This is a genomic window from Streptococcus respiraculi, assembly GCF_003595525.1.
GTDB classification, from domain to species: domain Bacteria; phylum Bacillota; class Bacilli; order Lactobacillales; family Streptococcaceae; genus Streptococcus; species Streptococcus respiraculi.
In genome coordinates, this window is record NZ_CP022680.1 from 968,148 (window position 1) to 993,077 (window position 24,930).

At 42.0% G+C, this 24,930-nt stretch carries 21 protein-coding genes; 19 read left to right on the forward strand and 2 right to left on the reverse strand.

Annotated features, from left to right (window positions below; translation table 11 throughout):
• Positions 1–691: 691 nt before the first annotated feature.
• On the reverse strand, positions 692–1,048 hold the full coding sequence (locus CHF41_RS04925; protein WP_119876249.1) for a DUF3397 family protein: 357 nt from the start codon (positions 1,046–1,048) through the stop codon (positions 692–694).
• Between the two features lie 152 nt (positions 1,049–1,200).
• Between CHF41_RS04925 and rplK the strand changes: the two genes are divergently transcribed.
• From rplK to CHF41_RS04980, 11 genes are all read left to right on the forward strand, one after another.
• Entirely contained in the window at positions 1,201–1,626 is a 426-nt protein-coding gene (gene rplK / locus CHF41_RS04930; protein ID WP_075103919.1) for a 50S ribosomal protein L11, read from the forward strand.
• Between the two features lie 95 nt (positions 1,627–1,721).
• Positions 1,722–2,411 carry a 50S ribosomal protein L1 gene (rplA, locus tag CHF41_RS04935; protein ID WP_075103918.1) on the forward strand — a complete coding sequence of 230 codons (690 nt, stop codon included), beginning with the start codon at positions 1,722–1,724 and terminating at the stop codon, positions 2,409–2,411.
• Between the two features lie 131 nt (positions 2,412–2,542).
• Positions 2,543–3,331, forward strand: coding sequence for a glutathione-dependent disulfide-bond oxidoreductase (gene yghU / locus CHF41_RS04940; protein ID WP_119876250.1), 789 nt, complete (start codon positions 2,543–2,545; stop codon positions 3,329–3,331).
• A 272-nt stretch (positions 3,332–3,603) separates the two neighbouring features.
• Entirely contained in the window at positions 3,604–5,244 is a 1,641-nt protein-coding gene (locus CHF41_RS04945) for a putative polysaccharide biosynthesis protein (protein WP_119877140.1), read from the forward strand.
• A 103-nt stretch (positions 5,245–5,347) separates the two neighbouring features.
• Positions 5,348–6,079: a UMP kinase gene (gene pyrH, locus CHF41_RS04950; protein WP_119876251.1), complete on the forward strand. Its 732-nt coding sequence runs from the start codon at positions 5,348–5,350 to the stop codon at positions 6,077–6,079.
• A 10-nt stretch (positions 6,080–6,089) separates the two neighbouring features.
• Positions 6,090–6,647: a ribosome recycling factor gene (gene frr / locus CHF41_RS04955; protein WP_075103914.1), complete on the forward strand. Its 558-nt coding sequence runs from the start codon at positions 6,090–6,092 to the stop codon at positions 6,645–6,647.
• A 305-nt stretch (positions 6,648–6,952) separates the two neighbouring features.
• On the forward strand, positions 6,953–7,807 hold the full coding sequence (gene cvfB / locus CHF41_RS04960; protein WP_119876252.1) for an RNA-binding virulence regulatory protein CvfB: 855 nt from the start codon (positions 6,953–6,955) through the stop codon (positions 7,805–7,807).
• A 413-nt stretch (positions 7,808–8,220) separates the two neighbouring features.
• Positions 8,221–9,585 carry a D-alanyl-D-alanine carboxypeptidase gene (locus CHF41_RS04965; protein WP_119876253.1) on the forward strand — a complete coding sequence of 455 codons (1,365 nt, stop codon included), beginning with the start codon at positions 8,221–8,223 and terminating at the stop codon, positions 9,583–9,585.
• Between the two features lie 11 nt (positions 9,586–9,596).
• Positions 9,597–9,812 carry a YozE family protein gene (locus CHF41_RS04970; RefSeq protein WP_119876254.1) on the forward strand — a complete coding sequence of 72 codons (216 nt, stop codon included), beginning with the start codon at positions 9,597–9,599 and terminating at the stop codon, positions 9,810–9,812.
• 106 nt (positions 9,813–9,918) lie between these two features.
• Positions 9,919–10,878 carry a PhoH family protein gene (locus CHF41_RS04975; RefSeq protein WP_119876255.1) on the forward strand — a complete coding sequence of 320 codons (960 nt, stop codon included), beginning with the start codon at positions 9,919–9,921 and terminating at the stop codon, positions 10,876–10,878.
• A gap of 37 nt (positions 10,879–10,915) precedes the next feature.
• Entirely contained in the window at positions 10,916–11,470 is a 555-nt protein-coding gene (locus CHF41_RS04980) for a GNAT family N-acetyltransferase (RefSeq protein WP_119876256.1), read from the forward strand.
• 233 nt (positions 11,471–11,703) lie between these two features.
• Here the strand turns inward: CHF41_RS04980 and ald are convergent, their stop codons facing one another.
• Complete coding sequence (ald, locus tag CHF41_RS04985) at positions 11,704–12,813, reverse strand: alanine dehydrogenase (protein WP_119876257.1); 1,110 nt, start codon at positions 12,811–12,813, stop codon at positions 11,704–11,706.
• 607 nt (positions 12,814–13,420) lie between these two features.
• Here ald and CHF41_RS04995 point away from each other — a divergent pair.
• The 8 genes from CHF41_RS04995 (at position 13,421) to CHF41_RS05030 (ending at position 24,929) form a co-directional block, all read left to right on the forward strand.
• Positions 13,421–13,723 carry a hypothetical protein gene (locus CHF41_RS04995; RefSeq protein ID WP_119876259.1) on the forward strand — a complete coding sequence of 101 codons (303 nt, stop codon included), beginning with the start codon at positions 13,421–13,423 and terminating at the stop codon, positions 13,721–13,723.
• 167 nt (positions 13,724–13,890) lie between these two features.
• Positions 13,891–18,213 (forward strand): SpaA isopeptide-forming pilin-related protein, encoded by a 4,323-nt coding sequence (locus tag CHF41_RS05000; protein WP_119876260.1) that lies wholly within the window; start codon positions 13,891–13,893, stop codon positions 18,211–18,213.
• Between the two features lie 226 nt (positions 18,214–18,439).
• Positions 18,440–18,649, forward strand: a complete 210-nt coding sequence (locus CHF41_RS05005; RefSeq protein WP_240622969.1) for a PC4/YdbC family ssDNA-binding protein — start codon at positions 18,440–18,442, stop codon at positions 18,647–18,649.
• Positions 18,639–18,860, forward strand: coding sequence for a hypothetical protein (locus CHF41_RS05010; RefSeq protein WP_228065155.1), 222 nt, complete (start codon positions 18,639–18,641; stop codon positions 18,858–18,860). The genes CHF41_RS05005 and CHF41_RS05010 overlap by 11 nt, the downstream gene beginning before the upstream one ends.
• A gap of 15 nt (positions 18,861–18,875) precedes the next feature.
• Positions 18,876–19,625: a hypothetical protein gene (locus CHF41_RS05015; protein ID WP_119876262.1), complete on the forward strand. Its 750-nt coding sequence runs from the start codon at positions 18,876–18,878 to the stop codon at positions 19,623–19,625.
• 1 nt (position 19,626) lies between these two features.
• Positions 19,627–19,989, forward strand: coding sequence for a PrgI family protein (locus tag CHF41_RS05020; protein WP_119876263.1), 363 nt, complete (start codon positions 19,627–19,629; stop codon positions 19,987–19,989).
• Positions 19,943–22,315 carry a VirB4-like conjugal transfer ATPase, CD1110 family gene (locus CHF41_RS05025; RefSeq protein ID WP_119876264.1) on the forward strand — a complete coding sequence of 791 codons (2,373 nt, stop codon included), beginning with the start codon at positions 19,943–19,945 and terminating at the stop codon, positions 22,313–22,315. Before CHF41_RS05020 ends, CHF41_RS05025 begins: the two co-directional genes overlap by 47 nt.
• 19 nt (positions 22,316–22,334) lie before the next feature.
• Entirely contained in the window at positions 22,335–24,929 is a 2,595-nt protein-coding gene (locus tag CHF41_RS05030; RefSeq protein WP_119876265.1) for a phage tail tip lysozyme, read from the forward strand.
• The last annotated feature ends 1 nt before the right edge of the window (position 24,930 follow it).

Below are 24,930 nucleotides of genomic sequence, written 5' to 3' on the forward strand. Positions count from 1 at the left end.
CCCTGTCAAGTAGACAGTCAAATAATGAAAGATACTAAGCAACCTGATTCCTGAATTCCAAAGGAGTCAGGTTGTTTAGTTTCGCTTGATAGCATTGTGTATTGTAAAACTGGATTGTTTGATTATCGACCTGATATTGTTTACTAAGTTGGGTAAGCGACTGTTCTTGGTTAAGTAATAAGCAAACAATTTCTAACTTTTCTTCTACTGATTTTGGACTTCTTTTGGACATAGGAAAACTCCCCTTATAGTGTCTAGTGAATGTTGGTTTTTTCACTGTCTACTATATGGGGAGTATATCATATAGCGGTATTTCTAAGAGTTTTTTTATTTCTCAAGTAAAAGAAAAAAGATTGAAGAAAACGTTTTTTTGAGATACTTTTCTTAGGTGGTGTGGACGGTAGCGACTTCTTGCGGAGTAAAATAATCCAGTGGATTATTTTAGCCCGAGCCCAGAAACAAAAGAGCGAGGATAATCCAGTGGATTATTTTAGCCCGAGCCCAGAAACAAAAGAGCGAGGATAATCTAGTGGATTATTTTAGCCCAAGCCTAGAAACAAAAGAGCGAGGATAATCGATTTAAACAAAATCACGATTGAGTCCCACTCCCTACTTTTACCACAGCGAAAGTAGCTGATGAGGCTCGCTCCGCTCGCGAAAATCAACTATTCAGAACGTTCTTAGAGTCTGCTTAACTCTTTATCGTGAAAATGGCAATAACAAGAGCCAGATACATGAAGAAGGTCAGAATAAAGCCTGCCCGCCAAAAAAATTTGAAAAAGCGGTGATACGAAAAGTTACGTTTTTTCATCAAAAAATAACAGACAATTGCCAGAGAAAGCAAGGACAAGGCGAGAATCAGATGTGGCAATAGACTGTGATAATAAGCTTTGTCTGAAATGAGGTAAAATTCAAAAGCAAGGATAGGGAAGGCGATGTCGGCAAAATTCCACCCTTTTTTTTGTAAACGAAATAGTTTCACAACCGTAATCGAAACAACCAAGGAAAGAACAAGAAGTAGAACTGATGCAAATTTCAAAAATATCATAGCTTTATTCTATAAAAAAAGTGAGAAAAAGTAAACATAAAGCTTGATTTTTTATTAAAATACTGTATAATGAGAAGGTATGTGAAAATCACATATTTGTGGGAGGTAAAAATCTCTAATTACCGTAAAAACCACAATAGGAGGATTTAAAGATGGCTAAAAAAGTCGAAAAACTTGTAAAACTTCAAATTCCTGCAGGTAAAGCTACTCCAGCTCCACCAGTCGGACCAGCACTTGGTCAAGCAGGGATCAATATCATGGGATTCACTAAGGAATTTAACGCTCGTACAGCTGACCAAGCTGGTATGATTATCCCAGTTGTAATCTCAGTATACGAAGATAAATCATTTGATTTCATCTGTAAAACACCACCAGCTGCTGTTCTTTTGAAAAAAGCTGCAGGTGTTGAAAAAGGTTCAGGCACACCAAACAAAACAAAAGTTGCAACAGTTACTCGTGCGCAAGTACAAGAAATTGCTGAAACTAAAATGCCAGATTTGAACGCTGCAAACCTTGAGTCTGCAATGCGTATGATCGAAGGTACTGCTCGTTCTATGGGATTCACTGTTGTTGACTAATCAATAACGACCCACAACCCGCAAGACTTCATCATTTCAGATGAGTGACGTGGGAGATGAAAATCGATATGACCACATTACAAGGAGAATAAAAAATGGCTAAAAAAAGCAAACAAATGCGTGCTGCACTTGAAAAAATCGACAGCACAAAAGCTTACAGCGTAGAAGAAGCTGTGGCTCTTGCACAAGAAACTAACTTTGCAAAATTCGATGCAACTGTAGAAGTTGCTTACAACTTGAACATTGACGTTCGTAAAGCAGATCAACAAATCCGTGGTGCAATGGTATTGCCAAACGGAACTGGTAAAACTTCACGCGTATTGGTGTTTGCACGTGGTGCAAAAGCTGAAGAAGCAAAAGCTGCTGGTGCAGACTTCGTTGGTGAAGATGACCTTGTTGCAAAAATCAACGGTGGTTGGTTAGATTTCGATGTTGTAATTGCAACACCTGATATGATGGCACTTGTTGGACGTCTTGGACGTGTCCTTGGACCACGTAACTTGATGCCAAACCCTAAAACTGGTACTGTAACAATGGATGTTGCAAAAGCAGTTGAAGAGTCTAAAGGTGGTAAAATCACTTACCGTGCTGATAAAGCAGGTATCGTACAAGCTATCATCGGTAAAGTATCATTCAACGCTGAACAATTGGTTGGAAACTTCAAAGCTTTCCACGATACAATTGTTAAAGCAAAACCAGCTACAGCAAAAGGAACATACATCACAAGCTTGACTATCACAACTACTCAAGGTGTGGGTATCAAGGTTGATCCAAATTCATTGTAATAAACAAAAAGTCTTATCGCTCGATAAGGCTTTTCTTGTATGTGAAAATCCGTGAGCAAATTTCAAATCATTGACATTTTTCCTGAAATTTTATAAGGTAAATAAGAAGAAAATGAAAGGAAGTAGGAATAATGACAGATTATGTAAAACCTCCAGTATGGTCTTGGGAAGATGAAAATGATAGCCGCAGTGGCAACCGTCCGACAGCTGGCAGCCGTTTTGAGCAGACTTTGCCGCGAGGAGAACATCCTTTACAAGTTTATTCGCTCGGTACCCCTAATGGAATCAAGGTAGCGATTATGCTAGAAGAGTTGAGAGAAGCGGGTGTGGCAGAAGCAGGCTACGACCTCTTTCTTATCAATATTGGCCAAGGTGATCAATTTGGGTCAGACTTTGTGTCTATCAATCCAAACTCCAAAATTCCTGCCTTGGTAGACCAATCTGGGAATAAAGATGTCAAGGTCTTTGAATCAGCGCATATTTTGCTCTATTTGGCTGAAAAGTATGGTAAATTCCTGCCACAAGATGCCGAGACAAAAACAGAGATGCTGAACTGGCTCTTTTGGCAAACAGGAGCTGCACCATTTGTTGGAGGTGGATTTGGGCATTTCTTCCATTATGCTCCAACTGCGCAGGAATATCCGATTAATCGCTATACAATGGAAACCAAACGCCAGTTGGATTTGCTGGATCAATTGTTGACGACACGATCTTATATCGCAGGAGAAGAGTATACCATTGCAGATATTGCCATCTGGTCTTGGTATGGGCGACTAGTAGAGGGGAGTCTCTATCCAGGTTCGGCAGTATTTTTAGATGTAGATTCCTACAAACACCTCAAAGCCTGGACTGAAAAAATTGCAACCCGACCAGCAGTACAAAGAGGGTTGGCAGTTGAATATAAGAGTATTGGGAAATAGTCGTAACCGTAGTTTTGCAAGTCCTTATTACGAATTCTTCAAAGAATAAAAAAGAAATTGGGATTTTTGATATACTCCCCTTATAGTAGACAGTGAAAAAAGCAAAAATTCACTAGACACTATGAGGGGAGTATATCCATTTTTCAGCTTTTTGTATTTCAGAAGTCAAGTTGATTGCAGAGGAGGTGATTTGGTAGGTTCTAGTTTTACAAGTTAGGCGTAAAAGGTTATAATAAGGAATTAGACAGATAGAAATAGATGAAAGAATGAATATGACGGAAACGAAAACAACTAAACAGACACAGCAGCAGGCAAGTATGGTAAAGGGACTTGCGTGGTTGACCGCCGGAAATTTTATCAGCCGTTTGCTCGGGATTGCCTACATTATTCCATGGTATATGTGGATGGGCAGCCATCGGGCAGAGGCCAATGCTCTTTTTAACATGGGCTATCAAGTGTATGGGAATTTTTTGCTCATTTCAACAATTGGACTTCCCCCTGCGGTAGCGAAGCAGATTGCCAAGTATAATGTGCAGGGGCGTCAGGATATTTCCTACTACATAGTCAGAGAGTTTTTAAAACTCATGTTGATTCTAGGTGCTATTGTTGCAGGGGTGATGTTCATTTGCTCACCAACCTTGGCGGAGCTTTCAGGAGCGAAAGAGCAGTTAACGCCAGTCATGTATAGTCTGGTTCCACCACTCTTTATTTTCCCTGCTATGAGTATTATGCGCGGTTTTTTCCAAGGGCATCAAGATATGAAGCCCTATGCCATTAGCCAAATTGTTGAGCAGATTGTCCGTGTGATTTGGATTCTAGGAACGACCTTTTATATCATGAATTTAGGGTCAGGTGATTACCTTTCGGCAGTGATTCAGTCGACCTTCGCTGCTTTTATTGGAATGATTGCAAGTGCTGGGGTATTGATTTACACGCTTTATAAAGAAGGTTTTATTGAAAAAATCATGAAGGCCAAGCCTGCAGGCGATACAATTCATTTAAAAACGCTGATTCTAGAGACAATGAAAGAAGCGATTCCTCTCATTATTTTAGGTTGTGCCATTCAGATTTTCCAGATGGTGGACCAGCTGACCTTTGTCAATACCCTTCTTCAGATTACCGATTACACAAGAGAAGAATTGTTGGTGTTTTCAGCCTATATGACCTCTAATCCAAGTAAGATTACTATGTTGATTATTGGGATTTCTGTCTCAATTGCTGCTGTGGCGATTCCGATGGTGACAGAGCGTTTTGTACAAAAGGATATGAAAGGGACTGCGGATTTGATTGTCGACAATATCCAGCTCTTTTTCCTCTTGATTATTCCAGCGATCGTAGGAGCAGTGGTTATCGCACGACCGCTCTATAGTGTCTTTTATGGTCCTGCCAAAGATCAAGCGATTTATCTCTTTATCATCAATCTTCTTTTAATTTTCATTCAAGGCTTGTATTCATTGGTGGGAGTACTGATTCAGGCAATTTTCCAGAACCGGAAAGCGATTTGGTATTTCTTCATCGGTTTAGGGGTAAAACTGGTTCTTCAATTCCCAGCCCTATATGTATTCCAAGTTTACGGTCCTCTAGTGTCGACTGCGGTTGGCTTGACCGTTTCGGTGGTTTTATTTGACCGTCGAATCAATCAAGTCCTTCCAATTTCGCAAAGGCGCTTATGGAAAGATATTCGCAAGGTTCTGGTGATTTCCCTTATTATGGGAATAGGCGTTTGGCTGGTGGAAACAGGTCTTAGCTTGGTTATGCCTGCAACAGGTTATGTCTCCAGTGCGATTCACGTAGGGATTTCAGGACTTGTTGGTGTTCTGATTTTTGGAAGTTTGACCTTGAAGACCCGTCAATTGGATAAATTGATTGGCAGTCGAGCAGTTCTCTTACGTAAAAAATTACATATTTCGTAGAAGAGTCTCCTTCTGGAGATTTTTCTTTTTTATCTGCCCATCAGACTATATAAAATAAAAATTTTATGATAAAATGGTAAAGATAGAATAGAGGAGTAAGACGATGAAACCAAAATATGAACGTATTCTTATAAAGTTATCTGGAGAAGCTTTGGCTGGTGAACGTGGTGTGGGGATTGATATTCCTACGGTTCAAAAAATGGCGCAAGAAATTCAGGAAGTAGCGGCTTCAGGTGTTCAGATTGCTTTGGTAATCGGTGGTGGAAATCTTTGGCGTGGAGAGCCAGCAGCAGCAGCAGGTATGGACCGCGTTCAGGCTGACTATACAGGAATGCTTGGTACGGTGATGAACGCCCTGGTCATGGCAGATGCTCTTCAACAGTTCGGTGTGGATACACGTGTGCAGACAGCGATTGCCATGCAATCAGTCGCAGAGCCCTATATCCGTGGACGCGCCTTGCGCCATTTGGAAAAAGGAAGAATTGTGATTTTCGGTGCAGGAATTGGGTCTCCTTACTTTTCAACAGATACGACCGCAGCCCTTCGTGCCGCTGAGATTGAGGCAGATGCAATTTTAATGGCTAAAAATGGTGTGGATGGTGTCTATAATGCAGATCCGAAGAAAGATGCGAATGCGGTGAAATTCAATGAGTTGACCCACCGTGAGGTCATCAGCCGTGGCTTGAAAATCATGGATGCGACTGCTTCTACCTTGTCAATGGACAACGATATTGACCTTGTTGTCTTTAACATGAACGAGCCTGGTAATATCAAACGTGTTGTATTTGGAGAGCAAATCGGAACAACGGTTTCAAATAACAAAGAAGTAAAATAAAGGAGATTTTATGACAAAGGAAATTATTTCAAAAGCGCAAGAGCGCATGGCCCAGTCACATCAAAGTTTGGCACGTGAATTTAGCCACATTCGCGCAGGACGCGCAAATGCAAGCCTATTAGACCGCATCTCAGTTGAGTACTACGGAGCAGATACTCCGCTCAACCAATTGGCAGGGATTACTGTTCCAGAAGCACGTGTCTTGTTGATTACCCCATTTGACAAGTCTATCTTAAAAGATATTGAACGTGCCTTGAATGCTTCTGATCTTGGTCTGACCCCACAATCTGACGGTACAGTCATTCGCTTGGTCATTCCAGCTTTGACCGAAGAAACTCGTAAAAACTTGGCCAAAGATGTGAAAAAGGTCGGAGAAAATTCTAAGGTAGCCATCCGTAATATCCGCCGCGATGCTATGGACGAAGCGAAGAAAGCTGAAAAAGCTAAAGAAATTACCGAAGATGATTTGAAATCACTTGAGAAAGAGATTCAAAAAGTCACAGATGATGCCATTAAGAAAATCGACCAAATGACGGCTGAGAAAGAAAAAGAACTCTTAGAGGTATAAAAACTGTATTCACAGCTCGGCAACTCTATTCAAGACTTATTTTACGCTACTCATTATTGCCTTTTTTTGAAATACAGTCAATACTCCTTCAAAAAAGCGCTTTGATTGTCGTAAAATGAGATCCCGATTAGAATGAATTCGCTTATGAATACAGCTTCTAAGAAAAATCTATGGGCGGGGAGAAATCCCTTGGCCCTTTTGGCGTTATAGGGTCATTGATGAAATAGCTGGCGAAATGAGTTGCAAGGTAAACTCCAAAGCTCATCTTGTTTGTGGTATCTGCCAGTAAAAATAGAAAGAACGATATGAATCAATTATTAGCAACCTTTATCACGGGTCTCGTGACCGACGAGAATAAGGAATTTTACTTTGTCCAAAAGGAGGGCTTGACCTTTGCCCTTGCAAAAGAAGAGGGAGAGCATGCGCTGGGTGAATCGGTGAAAGGCTTTGCTTATACGGATATGAAGCAGAAACTCCGTGTGACGACCAAAGAAGTAGCAGCCACCCGCACGAGCTTTGGCTGGGGAGAGGTGACAGAAGTGCGCCGAGACCTCGGTGTCTTTGTCGATACGGGCTTGCCTGACAAGCAGGTGGTCGTATCCCTTGATGTCTTACCTGACTTGAAAGAATTGTGGCCGAAAAAAGGCGATAAGCTCTATGTCCGTTACGATGTGGATAAAAAAGACCGCATCTGGGCTCTACCTGCTTTTCAAGAGGATTTTCAGCGTTTGGCGGGACCTGCCTATGACAATATGCAAAATCAAAATTTGCGGGCCATTGTCTATCGCTTGAAATTGAGTGGGACCTTTGTGTATCTACCAGATAATCATATGCTGGGCTTTATTCACCCAAGCGAGCGTTTTGCAGAGCCACGTTTAGGTGAAGAATTGCAGGTGCGGGTCATTGGCTACCGTCAGGTGGACCGAACCTTGAACTTATCTGTCAAACCGCGTTCTTTTGAGATGTTAGAAAATGATGCGCAGATGGTCTTGACCTATCTGGAGAGTAACGGTGGCTTTATGACTTTAAATGATAAGTCATCTCCAGATGAGATTAAGGCAACTTTTGGTATTTCAAAAGGACAGTTTAAGAAAGCCCTAGGTGGCTTGATGAAGGCTGGAAAGATTAAGCAGGATTCATTTGGAACAGAATTAGTCTAAGAAACCTCTATTCACAGCTCAGCAACTCTATTTAGGGCTTAGAACCTGTATTCATAGCTCAGCAACTTTATTCAGGGCTTATTTTACGCTACTCATCGTTGCTTTTTTTCGAAATACAGTCAGTATTCCTTCAAAAAAAGCGCCTTGATTATCGTAAAATAAGCTCCCGATTAGAATGACTTCGCTTATGAATATAGATTCTTATTTTACGCTACTCATCGTTGCTTTTTTCGAAATACAGTCAGTATTCCTTCAAAAGAGTGTCTTGATTATCGTAAAATAAGCTCCTGATTAGAATGACTTCGCTTATGAATACAGGTTTAAGTGTAACCTTTTCCATTTGGTATTCGTTATATCAGTACCTAGATGAAAAACAATAAGAGTAAGAATAGAATAAGAGTAGGAGATTAAGAGTGAAGAAACTTGTAGCGTGGTGTATGGTGCTTGTCTTATCCATTATTTCAGTGCCGGTCTGGGCAGATGAATTGATGGATATTACGCGAGCGGCTGGGTATGATGTCAAAGAAATCAACCGTCCTAAGTCGTCAATCATTATTGATGGAAATACGGGTGATGTTGTTTGGCAAGATAATCCTGATGAGGTGCGTGATCCAGCTAGTATGAGTAAGGTTATGACCCTGTATCTGGTCTATGAGGCCATGAGTCAAGGGAAATTTAACGAAGATACGGTTATTACAGCGACAGCAAATGACCAAGCAATTGCAGGAATCTATGAAATCTCCAATAACAAGATTGTGGCAGGTGTGGACTATACTGTTGGTGAATTGATTACCATGACCGCGGTTCCGTCTTCCAATGCGACCACAGTGATGTTGGCCAATTATGTTTCAAATAATGATCCAGATGCCTTTTTGGATATGATGAATGCTAAGTCACAGGAGTTGGGGATGACCAACACCTATTGGTCAAATGCTAGTGGAGCATCTGCAGCTTCCTTTAAAGGTTACTACAATCCAACCCGCTACGATCATAATGCAGCCAATCAGACAACAGCAAGGGATTTATCTATTCTTGTCTATCATTTTCTGAAAAATTATCCGGCAATTTTGGAGCATACCAAGCATCCTGTGGTGACGGTGAAGGCTGGGACGCCTTATGAAGAAACCTTTGAAACCTACAATTATTCACTGCCTGGTGCGAAATACGGGATTAAAGGTGTGGATGGTTTGAAGACGGGTTCTAGTCCGCTTGCTGCTTTTAACTATATTGCAACCATTAAACGAGGGGAGCAGCGTCTCATCAGTCTGATTATGGGAGTTGGTGACTGGTCTGATCAAGATGGGGAATACTATCGCCATCCATTTGGTAATGCCTTGATTGAAAAAGCCTATGCTGATTATGATTACAAAAAAGTATTGAGCGCAGGTAAGCAGACCATCAATGGTCAAACCTACCATCTACCGTCAGATTTTTATGCGACGGTGCGCCGTGGAGAAGAGCCAACCTACACAGTTGAAAATAATCAACTACGGGTCAACAATGGACTAGAGTCTGTTAGTCCATTGATTTCAGATAGCATGGCAGTTGAACAGGCAGAAGCAGGGACAGGTTTAACAGCTACAAGTAGTACTGATGCTGGCTTAAATAAGTTGAACTCGATTGATTGGAAGGGATTGGTAGGTACTTACTGGTATGTTGTGGTCATTCCTTTGGTGCTGATTGGCTTGGCTTTACCACTGATATTGGCGAAACGTAAGAGTAAGAAACGCCGTGAGCAGGTAGCAGAAGTCCGGTCACGCCGTCAGCGTAGAAGATAGGTAGATTTGCAGTGAGAAAAAGTTTTTACAGCTGGCTGATGGCCCAGCGCAATCCCAAAAGTCATGAACCGGTTGCTGTTTTGGCTGATTTGGCCTTTGAAGAATCAGATTTTCCCAAGCAGTCCGATGAGTTTGATGAAGTGAGTCGTTTTTTAGAAGAACGAGCAAGTTTCAGCTTTTCAATGGCAGAATTTGATCGCATTTGGGAAGAGTATCTAGCACACTGATAGAAAATAGTTGCAATCTATTCCACTATCGTTTAGAATTATGAAAAAATGTCCTCTGGGCATTTTTTTGATATAATAGAAAAAAGACCGATAAAGGAGCAAGCTATTGCAAGAACATTCAATTGATATTCACCTTTCCCACCCAGATGATATGCTGAGCTTATTTGGGTCAAATGAGCGTCATCTGCGCCTGATGGAGCAGGAATTGGACGTGGTTATTCATGCCAGAACAGAAGTGGTGCAGGTGATTGGGGAATCAGGAGCTGTTGAGTTGGCACGCCTCGTCATCCAATCCTTACTCATCTTAATCAACCGTGGTTTAACCATCCAGTTACCCGATGTGGTGACGGCTATTTCTATGGCGAAAAATGATGAAATCGAGAAATTTGTTGCCCTCTATGAAGAAGAAATTATCAAGGATCATTATGGCAAACCGATTCGTGTTAAGACCTTGGGGCAAAAGCTCTATGTGGATAGTATCAAGAATCATGATATTGTCTTTGGAATCGGACCTGCAGGGACTGGGAAGACCTTTCTTGCAGTGACACTTGCAGTAACTGCTCTTAAGCGTGGACAAGTCAAGCGTATTATCTTGACCCGTCCTGCTGTGGAAGCAGGTGAAAGCCTAGGATTTTTACCAGGTGACTTGAAAGAAAAGGTCGATCCCTATCTTCGTCCTGTTTATGATGCCCTCTACCAGATTTTAGGGAAGGATCAGACGACGCGTCTCATGGAGCGTGAGATTATCGAGATTGCCCCCTTAGCCTATATGCGTGGTCGGACCTTGGAAGATGCCTTTGTTATTCTGGATGAGGCGCAAAATACGACGATTATGCAGATGAAGATGTTTCTGACCCGCCTTGGTTTTCACTCCAAGATGATTGTTAATGGCGATAGTAGCCAGATTGACCTGCCGCGTAATGTCAAGTCTGGTTTGATTGATGCGACGGAAAAATTGAAAAGAATCCCGCAGATTGACTTCGTGCATTTTTCTGCTAAGGACGTTGTCCGCCACCCTGTTGTCGCTGAGATTATCAGGGCTTATGAGCCGGAAGAAGAAAAATGAGTAAGTTATCTGTCTCTGTATAGAAAAGAGATGTTGTATGGAAAATATCTACGTGTTATTAGCTAAAAATCTGGTCCTTGAAACAGAGCGCCTTTTCCTGCGTCCTGTGACCTTGGACGATGCGAAGGCTATATATGCCTATGCCTCAGATGAGGAGACAACGCGCTATGTATTTCCACAAAATCATAGCTTAGAGGAGACAAAGGCTAATATCGCTGGTATCTATCTAGCAACCCCTCTGGGTCGCTGGGGAATTGTGCTCAAGGAAACTGGTTCCTTTATCGGTAGTATTGATATGCATAAGCTAGATACGACCATGCGAAAAAGTGCTTTAGGTTATTGTTTACATAAGGATTATTGGAACAACGGCTATATGACTGAAGCAGTGAAAGCCGTTATTCAGTTAGCTTTTGAGACCTTAGAGATGAATAAATTAGTTGCTGTTCATGACAAAGAAAATCCAGCTTCAGGAAAGGTCATGGCGAAATCAGGTATGCAATTTTCTCATGAAGAACCTTATGCCTGTATGGATGGCGAACGTGTGGTGACTAGGATTCATTACCATGTGACCAAAGAGATGTATAGAGACTAACAAAGGCTGAACTAGCGTTCGGCTTTTTTTGTTGTGGCGCCTTAATACTCTTTTGAAAATCAAGCTCCTACTTCCTTGTGTAGTTTGATTTAGTATAAGCCTTCCTGCGTTAGAAACAAGACGAATAAACCACCCTATGAGAGTGGTTTATCTTGACATGTTTTTCAATTGTGATGTGGAATTTGATAAGGTACATCCACACATATGAAAATCAAATTGAGTGTGAATAAGTCCTATACCAATTCATCAATGCTTGTGTAGTCTTGGTTTAGACCTGCAGCGACAGCTAGATTAGTGAGTTGTCCTTGGTGAGTGGTCACTCCTTGTCGGAGTCCTGCATCTTCTAAAATGGCTTCTCTGAAGCCCTTGTTTGCCAGTTTGATAATATATGGCAGAGTTACATTGGTCAGTGCAATGGTAGAAGTGCGGGCAACAGCTCCAGGGATATTGGCAACGGCATAGTGGAGTACACCGTGTTTTTCATAGACAGGTTCATCGTGGGTTGTTACGCAATCTGCTGTTTCGACAACTCCACCCTGATCGACTGCTACATCCACAATAACAGAACCTGGACGCATCTGTTTGACCATGTGTTCAGTGACTAATTTTGGTGCTTTTGCTCCGGGAAGCAGTACCGCTCCAATCACGACATCTGCATCTTTAACGCTCGCTTCAATATTAAATGGGTTAGACATAAGGGTTTGAATTTGATTGCCAAAGACGTCCTCTAAGACAGAGAGGCGCTTGGCACTGATATCTAAAATAGTCACCTGAGCTCCAAGACCTAGGGCAATACGTGCTGCGTGTGTGCCGACCACACCTCCACCGATAATGGTAACTTTGCCTTTTGGAACACCAGGGACACCACCTAAAAGCACGCCAGAGCCACCTTCTTGTTTGGTAAGGAAGTGGGCGCCGATTTGGACGGCCATCCGACCGGCCACCTCACTCATGGGGGTCAGAAGTGGTAGTTGACCATTGTCCGTTACGGTTTCATAAGCGATTCCTGTTGTTTTGTTTTTAAGCATAGCATCTGCCAATTCAGGTGCGGCAGCCATGTGAAGATAGGTGAAAAGAACAAGGTCTTCGCGGAGAAAGCCATATTCTTCAGCCAGAGGCTCCTTGACTTTCACGACCAATTCGCTCGCCCAAACCTCAGCAGCTGTCGCAAGAATTGTCGCACCTTGCGCTTCGTAATCTGTATCTGCAAAGCCAGACCCCAGCCCAGCGCCTGTTTCAATCATAACTTTGTGGCCTTGCGCCACCAAACTTTGCACACCAGCGGGTGTCAGCGCCACACGATTTTCATTATTTTTAATTTCTTTTGGAATACCAATTAGCATAGGCAACCTCCTTTTTTCTATGTCCTTAGTGTATATGAAAACGCTTATAAAATCAAGTGAAACTTGGCGATGTCAGATGCTTCAAGGAATGATGGGGGAGTGGGACAAACAATAATCAGTTAGAGCTGAATTAGCTTCCTTTTCCTCGAAATAATAAATATTTTGCAAAAAATACTCATTGTAAAAAGTAATTGCGAATAAATAGAAAGATAGGATATGGATTCCTAAAGTGATGATTTGACTTGTCATCGCTTGTTTAAATATGTAAATCGTTATCAAGTACTCGTATCGAGAGTTTTCGTGGTTTCGTTTTTCAATAGGAAGTAGCATGTCCTCGTGAACTTAAAACGATTTACGCTCTTTGAAAACTGAATACAAACCACTATCCCGATTAGCGTGCCTATGGATAAAAGAGAAATAGGGGTGGTGTAGTAGCTAGAAAAGGATATCTAGCCCAGGCACATCACGCAAAAGCATGAGACAAAGTCATAAGCTGAAGGAGTTTGCAGTACCTAGACTAGAAACTGTGTGTAAGAAATACCGACGAGAAGATACGTCTTCTTGCAGCACGGCGTAAATCGCCTTTGATTCGCTAGGAGGAAAAAACATGAATCAAGTGAAAAAAGATACTGAAGTCACATTAGCTGACTTACGCAAACTAGGTCAACGAGGCGGAGTAACCGCCCGTCTCGTGGACGGACGAACCGTGAAATTGCATCCTCGATTTGGAACGATTTCACAAAAAGGTTATATTGCTGGTACAGTAGAAACAGTCGAAGTTATTTATGATTATGCACATTTACATCCACTCATCCGCACGATTATGTCCCAAAATGTCCTTGTCGCAAGACGAGAAGGCAACGGAACTAAAAGTGTTTTACGGCTTACAGGAAAAGGGTATGGCAAATAAGGTACATTAGATTATTAATACAAATACGAAAGGCAAGTCATACGCTTGTCTTTTTTAACGCTCAAAGGAGATACAATGATTTCAACCTACTCTCCCTCAAAGGAAGAGAAGAATAGACTGGTAGCACAAAGGCTACTTTTTACTTCACAACAAGAAAAGGAGACACTATGAATAATTCTCAAACACCTTCCTACCGCAATCGAAAAAAGAACGGTAAGAAGCGATTGAAACGCACCCTAGCTCTTTTTAGCGCAGGGGTGGCTCTTACAGGGGCGGGAGTCGCAACCCTCGTCCCACAAGCTCCGTGGAATCAAAGCGTCGTCCAGGCAGCTGAGATTCAACACGGACAACAGATTGGCTCGCTTAATGGCGTACCCGTTGTGAAAGCCAACACGGCAAATATGGCTTCCCCTGAGTTCCAGGCGCTGGTAGATTCCCTTGTCGCAGACAAAGACCTAGGATCTGTCAAGTATGTCGCAGACCAAATCCAATGGAACGCTAATTCTGAAGTAAAGGGAGTTGGTGGTGTTGCGACGGGGCCGCTCGGCACCTTCTTTGGCACAAATATCCTCCACCCTCTGAAACAAGATGGATTTACGAAAGATGATATTGGCGGCTTTCTGAACCCAGGACAATCTCTCGCCGTGACTAATGTCGGGACGGTGACCGACATTGAAACGGGTGAGAAAATTCCCGTTGATTTAATTATCAAACATGTGGACGTAGAACATGGGGCTGATGGCTGGACGAATAAAGATATCGCTATGGCGATCAAGAACCAAGGCTCTGTCATCACGGTTGGAGTAGCTGTGACAGCAGGGGGATCGATTTCATCTGGTTCAGGTGGAATCTCTGAAGATGGAGCGCTAGCAGGAGGGCTTCCTCTTGGGATAGGTCGTCCTGCAGGCTATATTGAAAGAATAGCTTATACTGCAGGACTTGTACGTCAAGATACCAAACAACCGATCCCTAATGAACAAGTTCTGATGGCCATGAAGGTCTCAGATATTGATGCACGACAGCTAGCAGAAGTAAGTAATCAGGGCGCTTTAGCCTATATTGTTGGACCGAATACCGATTTATCTATCTCAGGAGGAGGACTCGTTACAGGTTCATCTACAGCTACTAACAACGATTCCAGACAACTCCTACCAACGGCTTATGTCGTCCTAAAACAATGGAACTCCAATACAGTTGCTTTTTCATATACCGATGGTCGACGTGAACATTTCGATATTGTCACAGGTTTGTTTGGCGATATGGGGCTGAAGGTCAATGCGGATTCAAAAGGCTCTGTCACTATTCAAAAGACAGGGACAGCTTCTGGCTCAAGCATGTGGAACAACCTCTATACCTTGAAAGGTAATAGCTTCCGCCTTACCGATAAGAAGACAGGCAAGACCTTTGAAGGGACAACCGATGAAAAAGGAGTCGTGACATTAACCGATATTCCTTTCGGAACATATACTGTTGAAGAAATCAAGGCTTCCCCAGGTTTCCAAAAGACCTTTAAAACCCAAGAGATTACCCTTGATGCGAAAACGCCGAAAGCAACCATTAATGGTAAAGACGATCAGCTCATCACAGTAAATGGTACTAACGATGAAATCACAGGTAAAGTCAAGATTACAAAGACAGGGACACAATCTGGTACCACCATGTGGAACAATCTCTATACCCTTAAAGGAAACAAGTTCAAGTTGACCAATAAGCAGTCTGGCAAGGTCTATGAAGTCACAACGGATGACAAAGGACAAGCACAAATAGAAGGAATGCAGCTGGGGGATTACACTGTTGAGGAAATCAGTTCTTCAAAGGGATTTTATAAGACCTTCAAAACCCAAACGGCGACCCTAACACAAGACGGGACACTTGAACTCACTGTTTCTGGTACAAACGATGAAATCACAGGTAAAATCAAGATTGTCAAAAAAGGAACAGAGTCAGAGCTTGCCATGTGGAATCAGTACTATACACTTCTTGGAAACAAGTTCAAGTTGACCAATAAGCAGTCTGGTAAGGTCTATGAGATTACGACTGATGTTAAAGGAGAAGCACTGGTTGAAAACATGCAGCTGGGGGATTATACCGTAGAAGAAGTCGCGGCATCCGCTGGTTTTGCGAAAACCTTTAAAGCACAATCTGCGTTGCTGAAACAAGATGGAACGCTGGAACTTACTGTATCAGGCACGAATGATGAAATCAAGGGAGAAAATACCCTTGAAAAACGTGATAAGGATACTGATACAAAAGCTCAAGGTCAGGCTGTCCTTAAAGAAGCGGAGTATACGCTTTATTATGCAGAAGATTGGGCAGGAGCTTCTAGCCATAAGAAAGATACTCCAGTTAAGTGGACAGATATCCCAAATGCGAAACTCTTAAAAGGGGAGAAAGTGAAAACCTCTATCATCAACGGTCAAGAAGTGGATAACGGGGATAACGTAGTCTTAAACGTGGATGACAAGGATTTGACAGTCGCCGTTGGAAATCTTGCCCTTGGTAAATACTACTGGAAGGAAACCAACGCTCCTGAAGGCTACGCTTTAGACGGATCGATTCATGAGTTTACCATCACAAAGAAAGATGATGCGACTAAAAACATTGTCACTCCAAACACTAAATCTCTTGAACAAATCATCAAGGCAAAAATCTCCATCCAAAAAATCGTTCAAAGTAAGGGAGATAGTAGCCATTCAGGGATCAACGATGTGACCTTTAGGGCTACTCCGATGGATGATACCAAAGCTGAAGCGGTAGAGTTTACAACAACTATCAAAGAAGATGAGGATGGTTTTGCGACGACAGAGCTGCTTTACGGGGACTGGAAGATTGAAGAGGTAGAAGCGCCTGCAGGTTATGAGAAGATTGACCCGATTTACATTCACATGACCTACGATGAGAAGACAGACCTTTATACGATTACGGCTTCTAAGAACAAAGATGGGTTAAAACCATTCTCTACTCGCACCTTCAGTCAATCAGATGACCAAAAAGAAAAGAATGGAAATGCCAAAGGAACGCTTGCAGGTACACTCACCTCAAGCAACGCTTTGATTAGTCTTTCTCGCATGACTTTTAAGGATAATCCAACTCCAGAGTTGACTCCTGAAAAGCCAGACTTCCAACCAGAAAAATTTGACTTGTCTGAAGGTCAATTTGACATCACAGGAAACAAGCTCATGGATGACGATGATGAGGTCAAAGACGAGTACACAGACACCAACAAAGACCCATACGTGGACAAGGTGGACAATAATGAGCCACAAAACCTAAACACCAAACTTGTCAAACGTGGAGATAAGCTCTTCTATCAATTGTGGCTCGATACGACCAAATTCACTCCAGAGCAGTTGATTCAAGCAACAGGCTTAATAGATACCTATGATGCCAAGCACGTAACCTTAGATATCAAGAACATCAAGGGTTATGATGGCAAGACTGGAGACGAGGTAACCAAGCTCTTTGATGTAGAGGATAAAGACGGAACACTCACCATTCAAACCAAGAAAGAACTCCTCAAGGATCATGTACTCGATACTGAGCGCTTTGCCTTTGGTCGCTATTACAAGTTTGACATTCCAGTGACGGTCAAGGACGATGTACCTTCAGGGACTGATATTGAAAACACTGCTCGTCAGTTTGTGACAACAGTCAATCCTGAAACAGGAAAACCAAATGACCCGACTGAAACGGTTGAAAAGCTGACTCAGAAACGGGTGAATAAGGTGAAGAAAAACGAGCCAGAGCCTCACAAGTTTGTCCTTGATAAGGCAAACGTGGATGTTAAAGGCACGAAATTGTTGGATGATGATAGCGAGTTGAAAGACCGCTATCAAGACACGAACAAAAATCCGTATGCGGATAAAGTGGATAACAACGAACCTGAAAATATCAATACGGCAGTCCTCAAAGCTGGCACAACTATTCATTATCAAGTCTGGGTGGATACGACACCATTTAACAAAGAAAGTCTCCTTCAGACCATTGGGGGAGAAGACGACTATGATGAGCGTTATGTGACTATCGATACAAAAGCAATTAAGGTCTATAACAAGTCTACTGGTAAGGATGTGACAAACCAGTTTGATATTGAGAATAAAGGTGGTAAGCTCACCGTTCTACCAAATGATTCGGTCAAGAAAACACTTGGTCAAATCAAGGTACTCGACACCTCTAAGTTTGACCTAGGGGTCTATTATCAAGTGGAAATCCCAGCGACCATCAAGAAAGATGTGCCAGCAGGAGTTGATATTGAAAACACTGCTAAACAAGTGATTGTCGATAAAGATGGTAAGAAAGAAGAAATCCAGACCGAAAAACGGGTAAACAAGACTCCTAAGCAACAGCCAACAGGCTGGCTTCCTCGGACTGGTGAGAAAGCAGGGCTTCTTTACACACTACTTGGTGCTCTTCTTGCAGGACTTGCGGAAGGAAAAACACGTTTCTTCAGTAAGCAGATGAAAAAAGCTTTGAAGCATGTGTCAAAATAGGATAGAAAAACTTGCATCAATCACGATGATACAGTATATGGAAGTCAGGTGATTGTAAGCCATAATTTCTCTGAGTGTACTCACAACTTACAGTTCTTTTCTCCGCATACTGCCACAGGCACAAATGAAGTGTTATTTGTGCTTTTTTCTGCTTGTAAAGGAGTAAGACAAGATGACAGAAGAAACCAATCACTTTACATTCTAGGTTTTCGATCGAGTTGCGGTCTTGTCCACCGATTCGAAAGGCTGGACAAAGGAATTGAATTCCATTTCCTACAATGAGAAGTCCGCTGTTTGGGATATTCGAAAATGGAGTCCAAACGGCAAAATGAGTCGAGGAATTATCCTCAAAAATGAAGAACTAACAGCTTTACAAGAAGCCTTACAAACATTAGAAATTAAAAAAGGAGAAACGATACATGGATATGGCAATTAAAATTGTGACACTAATTGGAGGTTTGATGTCTATATCAGGCCTTTTTTGGATGTTATTTGGAGTGTACGAAGTATTTGCAGGACGTAAGAATAAACGACCTGAACAACGTGATGAAGGACAAGAAGGGATTATCAATGGTTTTGCCTTAGCTGCCTTTTCTGCGACCATTACAGCTGCAATTGTAGCTGCGATTCGAGCAATCAAATTTTAAATAAGGAGGGCTGATATGAAACTAAATGTTTCAGACCTCACTAAGACACTTGCAGAGTACAGTCCTACTGTCAATCAATCAGCTATTGCGATGAACAAGGCGCTCCTTGTTCTAAGTAATATCCTCTTGTCTATCTTTTTACTCATTGAAATGATGAGATGGTATGAGTTAGTAGGAAATACGGGGAAGAAGCTGCCACAAAAACTATGGCTTGAAATTGCCTTTAAATATCTAGCCTGCTGGTTGCTGATTCAACACTCTGCGAGTATCTTAGATGGGCTGATGTGGCTCTTCGATAGCGGTGCCCATATGATTTCTAAGGTTGTCAAGATAAAAGATTATAGCTATGCATTTGATATTGGACACACAAAAGGAGTCGCAAAGATTATCTTAAATTTGATTGGCGGAACCGTGTCGCTCATTGCGAATGGAATTGTAGGATTGTTGAATTTTATGCGCTATATCGAACTCTATTTCTTAAAGGCTCTAGCGCCTGTCTTACTGGCCTGCTTGATCAATGAAACAGTTCGTCCGATTGCCATTACCTTTTTGAAATATTTTTCATCCTATGTCCTCATTGCTTTGGGATTAAGTATTATCTCGGTCATCTATGCAGCCCTATCCCCCGCAAACTTCTTTACGGCTATTGTAGAGGTGGAAGAAATCCCGTATGGAGCAGCTCTTGCTTCTATTTTCCAAGGGAGTATTTATATCATTACGATTGTTAGTGTTGGACGAAGAATGAGACAATTACTGGGGGTATAAGATGAATAAATTAGGATCAATCTTTTTAGACGACTTTATCAAAGAAGAAAAGCCAATTCTTTTTCAATTAACAGGAAGAGGTTTATTGTTGATATTCGGGGGTATTTTGACTCTTGGTGTGACAACCTTATTATTTTTCTTTGATTACCCAGATTGGTTGGTTTTTGTTGTTGCAGCAAGTCTATTGTGTCCGACGATGATTATTGGGCTGAGTATTGACAAACGCTTGTCCTTTTCGGAACGTTTTCATTTTTTTCTGTTGATCAAACGTAGAATTTATCAAATAGAAGACCAGAATAGAAAGGAGTATCATTCTAGTGACTTTATTCAAGCAAAAAATGTCAGAGAAACTGACCAAATCTGAATTGGCAAGAGCAGAGCGTTTGAAACGCCAACTTAAGCCAACTACTCAAAACACCTTAGCCTATACGAGCCTGTTTCAAGGAGGGCTCATGCATATTGTGGGGGATAGCTATTCAACCACTTTCCGTCTAGGTGAGGCTTCATATCTTGCGGCTGAATATGAACAACAATTGACCATTGGAGAGGCACATGCCAAAGCTTTTAATGCGATTGATGCAGGTTCTAGTCTACAGCTTCTCATTCTCAATAAACGAGTGAGTGAAGATGTATTGCATCAAGTTCTCTACGAAAAAAACAATGATAGCAATGATAGCTATCGAGCTGAACTCAATGCGCAAATCCAAGAACGCTTTGATATTACAAGTAATAATTTTGAAATTCGGAAATACATGACAATTTCTCAAAATGCAATTGAGAAAAAACAAGCCCAGTTGGCGTTACAAGATGTAGGCGTGACACTTGAAAATATTTATAAGTCGATTGATGTGTCGTTTCAGCTACTGACAGAGATGGAGCGCCTCTCCGTGTTTTCAGAGATTCTAAATGGAGTAGAGACCTTACCTTACACGTATCATGACTTACGAATTTCAGGTCTCACTAGTAAGGATTTAATCGCACCAGATGTGATTGAGTTCGATCGAAAAGATATCAAAATCAATGAGATGGTTTCAAAGACCTTATATATCAAATACTATCCCAAGTCCATGGAAGATGACCTAATCAAAGAATTAACCTCTGTAGGGATTGAACTAGCCATCTCGATTCATGCGACCGCTTATGATACCGAAGAGATTATTGAGGATATTGAAGAGGCACAAGCTGAGGCCAATGTAGAACAGATTCGGTCTGTGAAACGTGCCGCAACCTCCTATATTCCAACGGAACTGGTGCTAGGTTCTCAAGCTTCAGATGATTTTGAGGAAGCTGGAAACTGGCGCAAAGAAGTCAAAGAGCGGGATCAAAACATTTTTAGAGGTTTGATTCTGGTTCATTTTAAGGCAGGTAGTCATGAGGAGTTAGCCTTACATCAAAGTAAGATTGAACGAGTCGGGCGCAAGGTGGGAGTTCGTTTTGGAGAAATCTACTATCATCAAGAAGAAGCCCTCAATACGGTTCTTCCAATCGGAAAAAACTATCTTGATCTTCATCAGAATGTCCGAATCAAGAAGGTGTTTCCCAGGAGCATGACGACTGCCAATCTTGCCACCCAAATTCCTTTTTCATCTGTCGATTTTATCTCAAAAAGTCTCAATGCTCGCTATTATGGTCAAAATCAAGTCACACACAATATCATTTCAATAGACCGAAAGAATGATCTCTATTCTGCAAGTGGTGTGATTGTAGGAGCTACAGGTTCAGGGAAGTCGGTAGTTGCTAAAAATGAAATCATCTCTACCCTCTTAAAATACAAGAGGGATAAGGTGATTGTCATCGATCCAGAAGCAGAGTATCTGGATATTGGTCGGGAGTTTGGGGCTGAAATCATTGATATTTCTGTAGGGACAGAAACCTCTTTCAACCTCATGGATCTTCCTGATGAGGAGAAGCTCCTTGAAGAAGACAGAGATCCTGAAGGCGCAAAATCCAACTTTCTTGTTACTTTGTTTACTAGTCTCCTATCGGATTTTAGAGATGAGACGATTTCTCTCATCGACCGAGTGACGCGACTCACCTACAAGCGGTTTGAACAGCCGACTCTCAAAGAATGGCACAGAGTCCTCAGAGAACAGGAAGAAGTAGAGGCCAAACGGTTAGCTTTAAAGTTGGAAATTTACACACTCGGAAGCTACGACATTTTTTCAAAGGCAACTTCTGTGAATCTAGACAACCGCTTTATTATCTTTAACTTGCAGCGCTTATCAGGTCAGCTCAAGCATTTTGCTTTGTTGGTCATTCAAGATTTCATTTGGAATCAGGTTGTTGAAGCACGAGCAAAAGGAGAGAAGATTTGGTTCTACTTCGATGAGCTCCAGCTTTACTTTGAAGAGGACTATCAGGCTACTTATTTCAATCATTTGTGGTCACGTATACGTAAATACGGTTGTATCCCAACAGGTATTACTCAGATGCCCGAAACTCTAACAGGTTCACCACAAGGACGGAAACTATTAGGAAATAGTCACTTTAAGATATTACTTAAATTAGAGGGCTTAGCTCTCAGGGAAGTAAAGAAAGTGGTCAAATTAACAGAACAACAAGCTCGCTATATTGAGCGACCAAAGGCTAAGGGGACCGGCTTGATTGTGGCAGGCGACATCGTAGTCCCCTTTGAAAATCCTATTTCAAAGGAGTCAAAACTATACCGTCTCATTGCGACAGATGCCTAATGAATAGAGAGGAGAGGATATGGATGAGAAAAAAACGATTGAACTTGAAATAGCTAAATCTCAACTCACTAGTCCGTCATCAGAGCGCAAAAAGACCTCTTTATCTCATCGTAACTGGAAGAGGATGGGGACAACTACGAAAGCTTCTCTTCTGAAAAAGGTATCGGTAGATGATGTAAAGAGAGCAGTAGAGCGACTTCGGAAGAAAAATACAAAGCAAATATCTCCCTATCCTAAGTTAAAGCCACCCTCTTCTAAGGCTTCCTCTAAGAAAGAAACAGCAAAAAATAATGTAGAGCCAAAGGATGAAGTAAAGAAGCCTTCTCCGACTAAAAAAACAGGGTTGTTTCGTTCAGCGTTGGGGCAACGATTGAGATTGGAATCTAGTCGCATGACAGACGACCTATTAGCTCAGAATGATGATTTACAAGAGATTGTAGAGCTGAAGCGACAGATAGAAGAAAGAAGAGAGGGGTTACGTCGCGTCCAAACTAGTCTGACTTATGTCAAATCAACGCTGGCTACTATCGCCAAATCACACTCTTTATCAACCTCTAGTAGAACAAATAAAATTCCAAAGAAAAGTCCTATCTCTCCCTCGAAACAAAAGAAAGCACAGAAATATTCCCAATATGCTCGAAGGACATGGATGAGCTCTGTTAAGAGTGTTCTATCCACTAGTGTGGGGAAAAGGACTCTATTTGCGGGCGGAGGAGTCCTATTATTGTTTCTAGTGATTGTAGGAGTGTTTAGCCAAGCGATTCCCATCCAGAGTGAATATGACTTGAACGAAACCTATCTCTATATGACTCAACTAGACCGCAAGAAGTCAACTGATACAGTGGAGTACTATACAAATTGGGAAGACCCGCTCCTTTACATTCACTTTCACTATGACACCATTCATGAAGACTCACGGCTTGATGGGAATTACCACTTTATGGATCAACATGCAGGTCGTACCTATGTCGAGGACTTGTGGAAGGGATTGAATAGTGAGCCAACTGCTTTAAAGACCATCAAAGACCTCTACACACAAAAGAAGAGTAAGTTTAGTCTCTCTAAAGACGAACAAGAAGAATTTGAGGAGCTGATGGAGCAATCGAAGGAAATAGGCAAATTTGCGAGTATCTTAGAACTCGAAAATCCCTTTTACCCCGATGATAAAAAAGAGGCAGAAGAACCACTTACGATTAAGAAGCGATTTGGCTATGTCCAAAAAGACAAGCGCTCAGACACCACAACGCTGGAGATTAAGGGTCACCATCCCCTATACGCTCCCTTGGCAGGAAAAGTGACGGTCAAAGACAGCACCATCACCATTGAGACCCTTGACGCCAAATTCACTTTTTATGAAGTCTCTGAAATCAGAGTCAAGGATGGGCAAGAGGTGGAGACTGGCAGTCAAATTGGAAAGACCAATGGGGCAGGAGGACAAACCATTTCCTATCAAAAGAAATTGAGCTATACGCCTAAGTCTACTCTTACGAACTGGAATCCTGAACCACGAGAGGACTGGTTCTATGTCAACCCAGGCTTCTATTTCAAATCGGTCAAGTATTTAGAAGAGACCTATCTCAAATCCATCAATGTCGATAGTGACCAGGCAAAGAAAATCCATTTTATTAGGAACTACTTGAGTAAAGAACTTCAGAAAGAAGGAAAGAAACTATCTATCAAGGGACTAGCTGGGATTTTGGGGAACTTTGACATTGAAAGTAGTATCACTCCGAAGCGAGCTGAAGGAGATTACTTATCCCCTCCAGTTGGCGCTAGTAGTAACTCGTGGGATGATCCAAACTGGTTATCCATGAATGGACCAACTATTTACAATGGCCAGTATCCCAATATTATCCATCGTGGATTAGGCCTTGGTCAATGGACGGATACAGGCGATGGCTCTGTCAGACATACCATGTTATTAGATTATGCCAAGAGCAGAAACAAGAAGTGGTATGAGTTGGAATTACAGCTGGATTTTATGCTTCATGGGGATACAGCCTATCATAAAGCGGTTGTGCGAGATATCTTAACGAGCGATGCTTCTACAGATGAGCTGACCCTCGCATTTCTCGTCAAGTGGGAGGGAAACCCAGGAAACAAACTAGAGGCTAGAAGACAGTCCGCAAGACAATGGGAAGCCTATTTGAGGGGTGGAACAAACACGAGTACAGGAACATCAAGTAAGACGGTTCCAGCAGAATACAAGGATAAGCTCCCCTACGGTTTACCAAGTGATCAAGCGGTCACACAAGGCCAAGGCTACCCAGGCAATGCCTACGCTTTAGGTAACTGTACATGGTACGTGTATAACCGCTTCTACCAAATTGGCAAGCATATTGATCCGTATTTAGGAAATGCGACGAACTGGTCAACCTCTGGCCAGCTTCATGGTTATGAAATCTCAACGGAGCCTAAGGTAGGCTCTGCGGTGGTATTTAGCGCAGGAGTACTGGGGAGTCACGTTGTCTATGGTCACGTTGCTTTCTGTGAGTTTGTCAATGACGACGGGTCGTTCCTCGTGAGTGAGATGAATGGGATGGGGACAACCTATGAGCTAGCATGGAGAGTCTTGCGACCTCAAGCAGGAATTTATTTCATGACACCAAAATAAA

Coding starts and splice junctions, on each gene's coding strand:
- CHF41_RS04925 (WP_119876249.1), bottom strand. CDS start 1,048: ATGATATTTTTGAAATTTGCATCAGTTCTACTTCTTGTTCTTTCCTTG.
- rplK (WP_075103919.1), top strand. CDS start 1,201: ATGGCTAAAAAAGTCGAAAAACTTGTAAAACTTCAAATTCCTGCAGGT.
- rplA (WP_075103918.1), top strand. CDS start 1,722: ATGGCTAAAAAAAGCAAACAAATGCGTGCTGCACTTGAAAAAATCGAC.
- yghU (WP_119876250.1), top strand. CDS start 2,543: ATGACAGATTATGTAAAACCTCCAGTATGGTCTTGGGAAGATGAAAAT.
- CHF41_RS04945 (WP_119877140.1), top strand. CDS start 3,604: ATGACGGAAACGAAAACAACTAAACAGACACAGCAGCAGGCAAGTATG.
- pyrH (WP_119876251.1), top strand. CDS start 5,348: ATGAAACCAAAATATGAACGTATTCTTATAAAGTTATCTGGAGAAGCT.
- frr (WP_075103914.1), top strand. CDS start 6,090: ATGACAAAGGAAATTATTTCAAAAGCGCAAGAGCGCATGGCCCAGTCA.
- cvfB (WP_119876252.1), top strand. CDS start 6,953: ATGAATCAATTATTAGCAACCTTTATCACGGGTCTCGTGACCGACGAG.
- CHF41_RS04980 (WP_119876256.1), top strand. CDS start 10,916: ATGGAAAATATCTACGTGTTATTAGCTAAAAATCTGGTCCTTGAAACA.
- ald (WP_119876257.1), bottom strand. CDS start 12,813: ATGCTAATTGGTATTCCAAAAGAAATTAAAAATAATGAAAATCGTGTG.
- CHF41_RS04995 (WP_119876259.1), top strand. CDS start 13,421: ATGAATCAAGTGAAAAAAGATACTGAAGTCACATTAGCTGACTTACGC.
- CHF41_RS05000 (WP_119876260.1), top strand. CDS start 13,891: ATGAATAATTCTCAAACACCTTCCTACCGCAATCGAAAAAAGAACGGT.
- CHF41_RS05010 (WP_228065155.1), top strand. CDS start 18,639: ATGGCAATTAAAATTGTGACACTAATTGGAGGTTTGATGTCTATATCA.
- CHF41_RS05015 (WP_119876262.1), top strand. CDS start 18,876: ATGAAACTAAATGTTTCAGACCTCACTAAGACACTTGCAGAGTACAGT.
- CHF41_RS05020 (WP_119876263.1), top strand. CDS start 19,627: ATGAATAAATTAGGATCAATCTTTTTAGACGACTTTATCAAAGAAGAA.
- CHF41_RS05030 (WP_119876265.1), top strand. CDS start 22,335: ATGGATGAGAAAAAAACGATTGAACTTGAAATAGCTAAATCTCAACTC.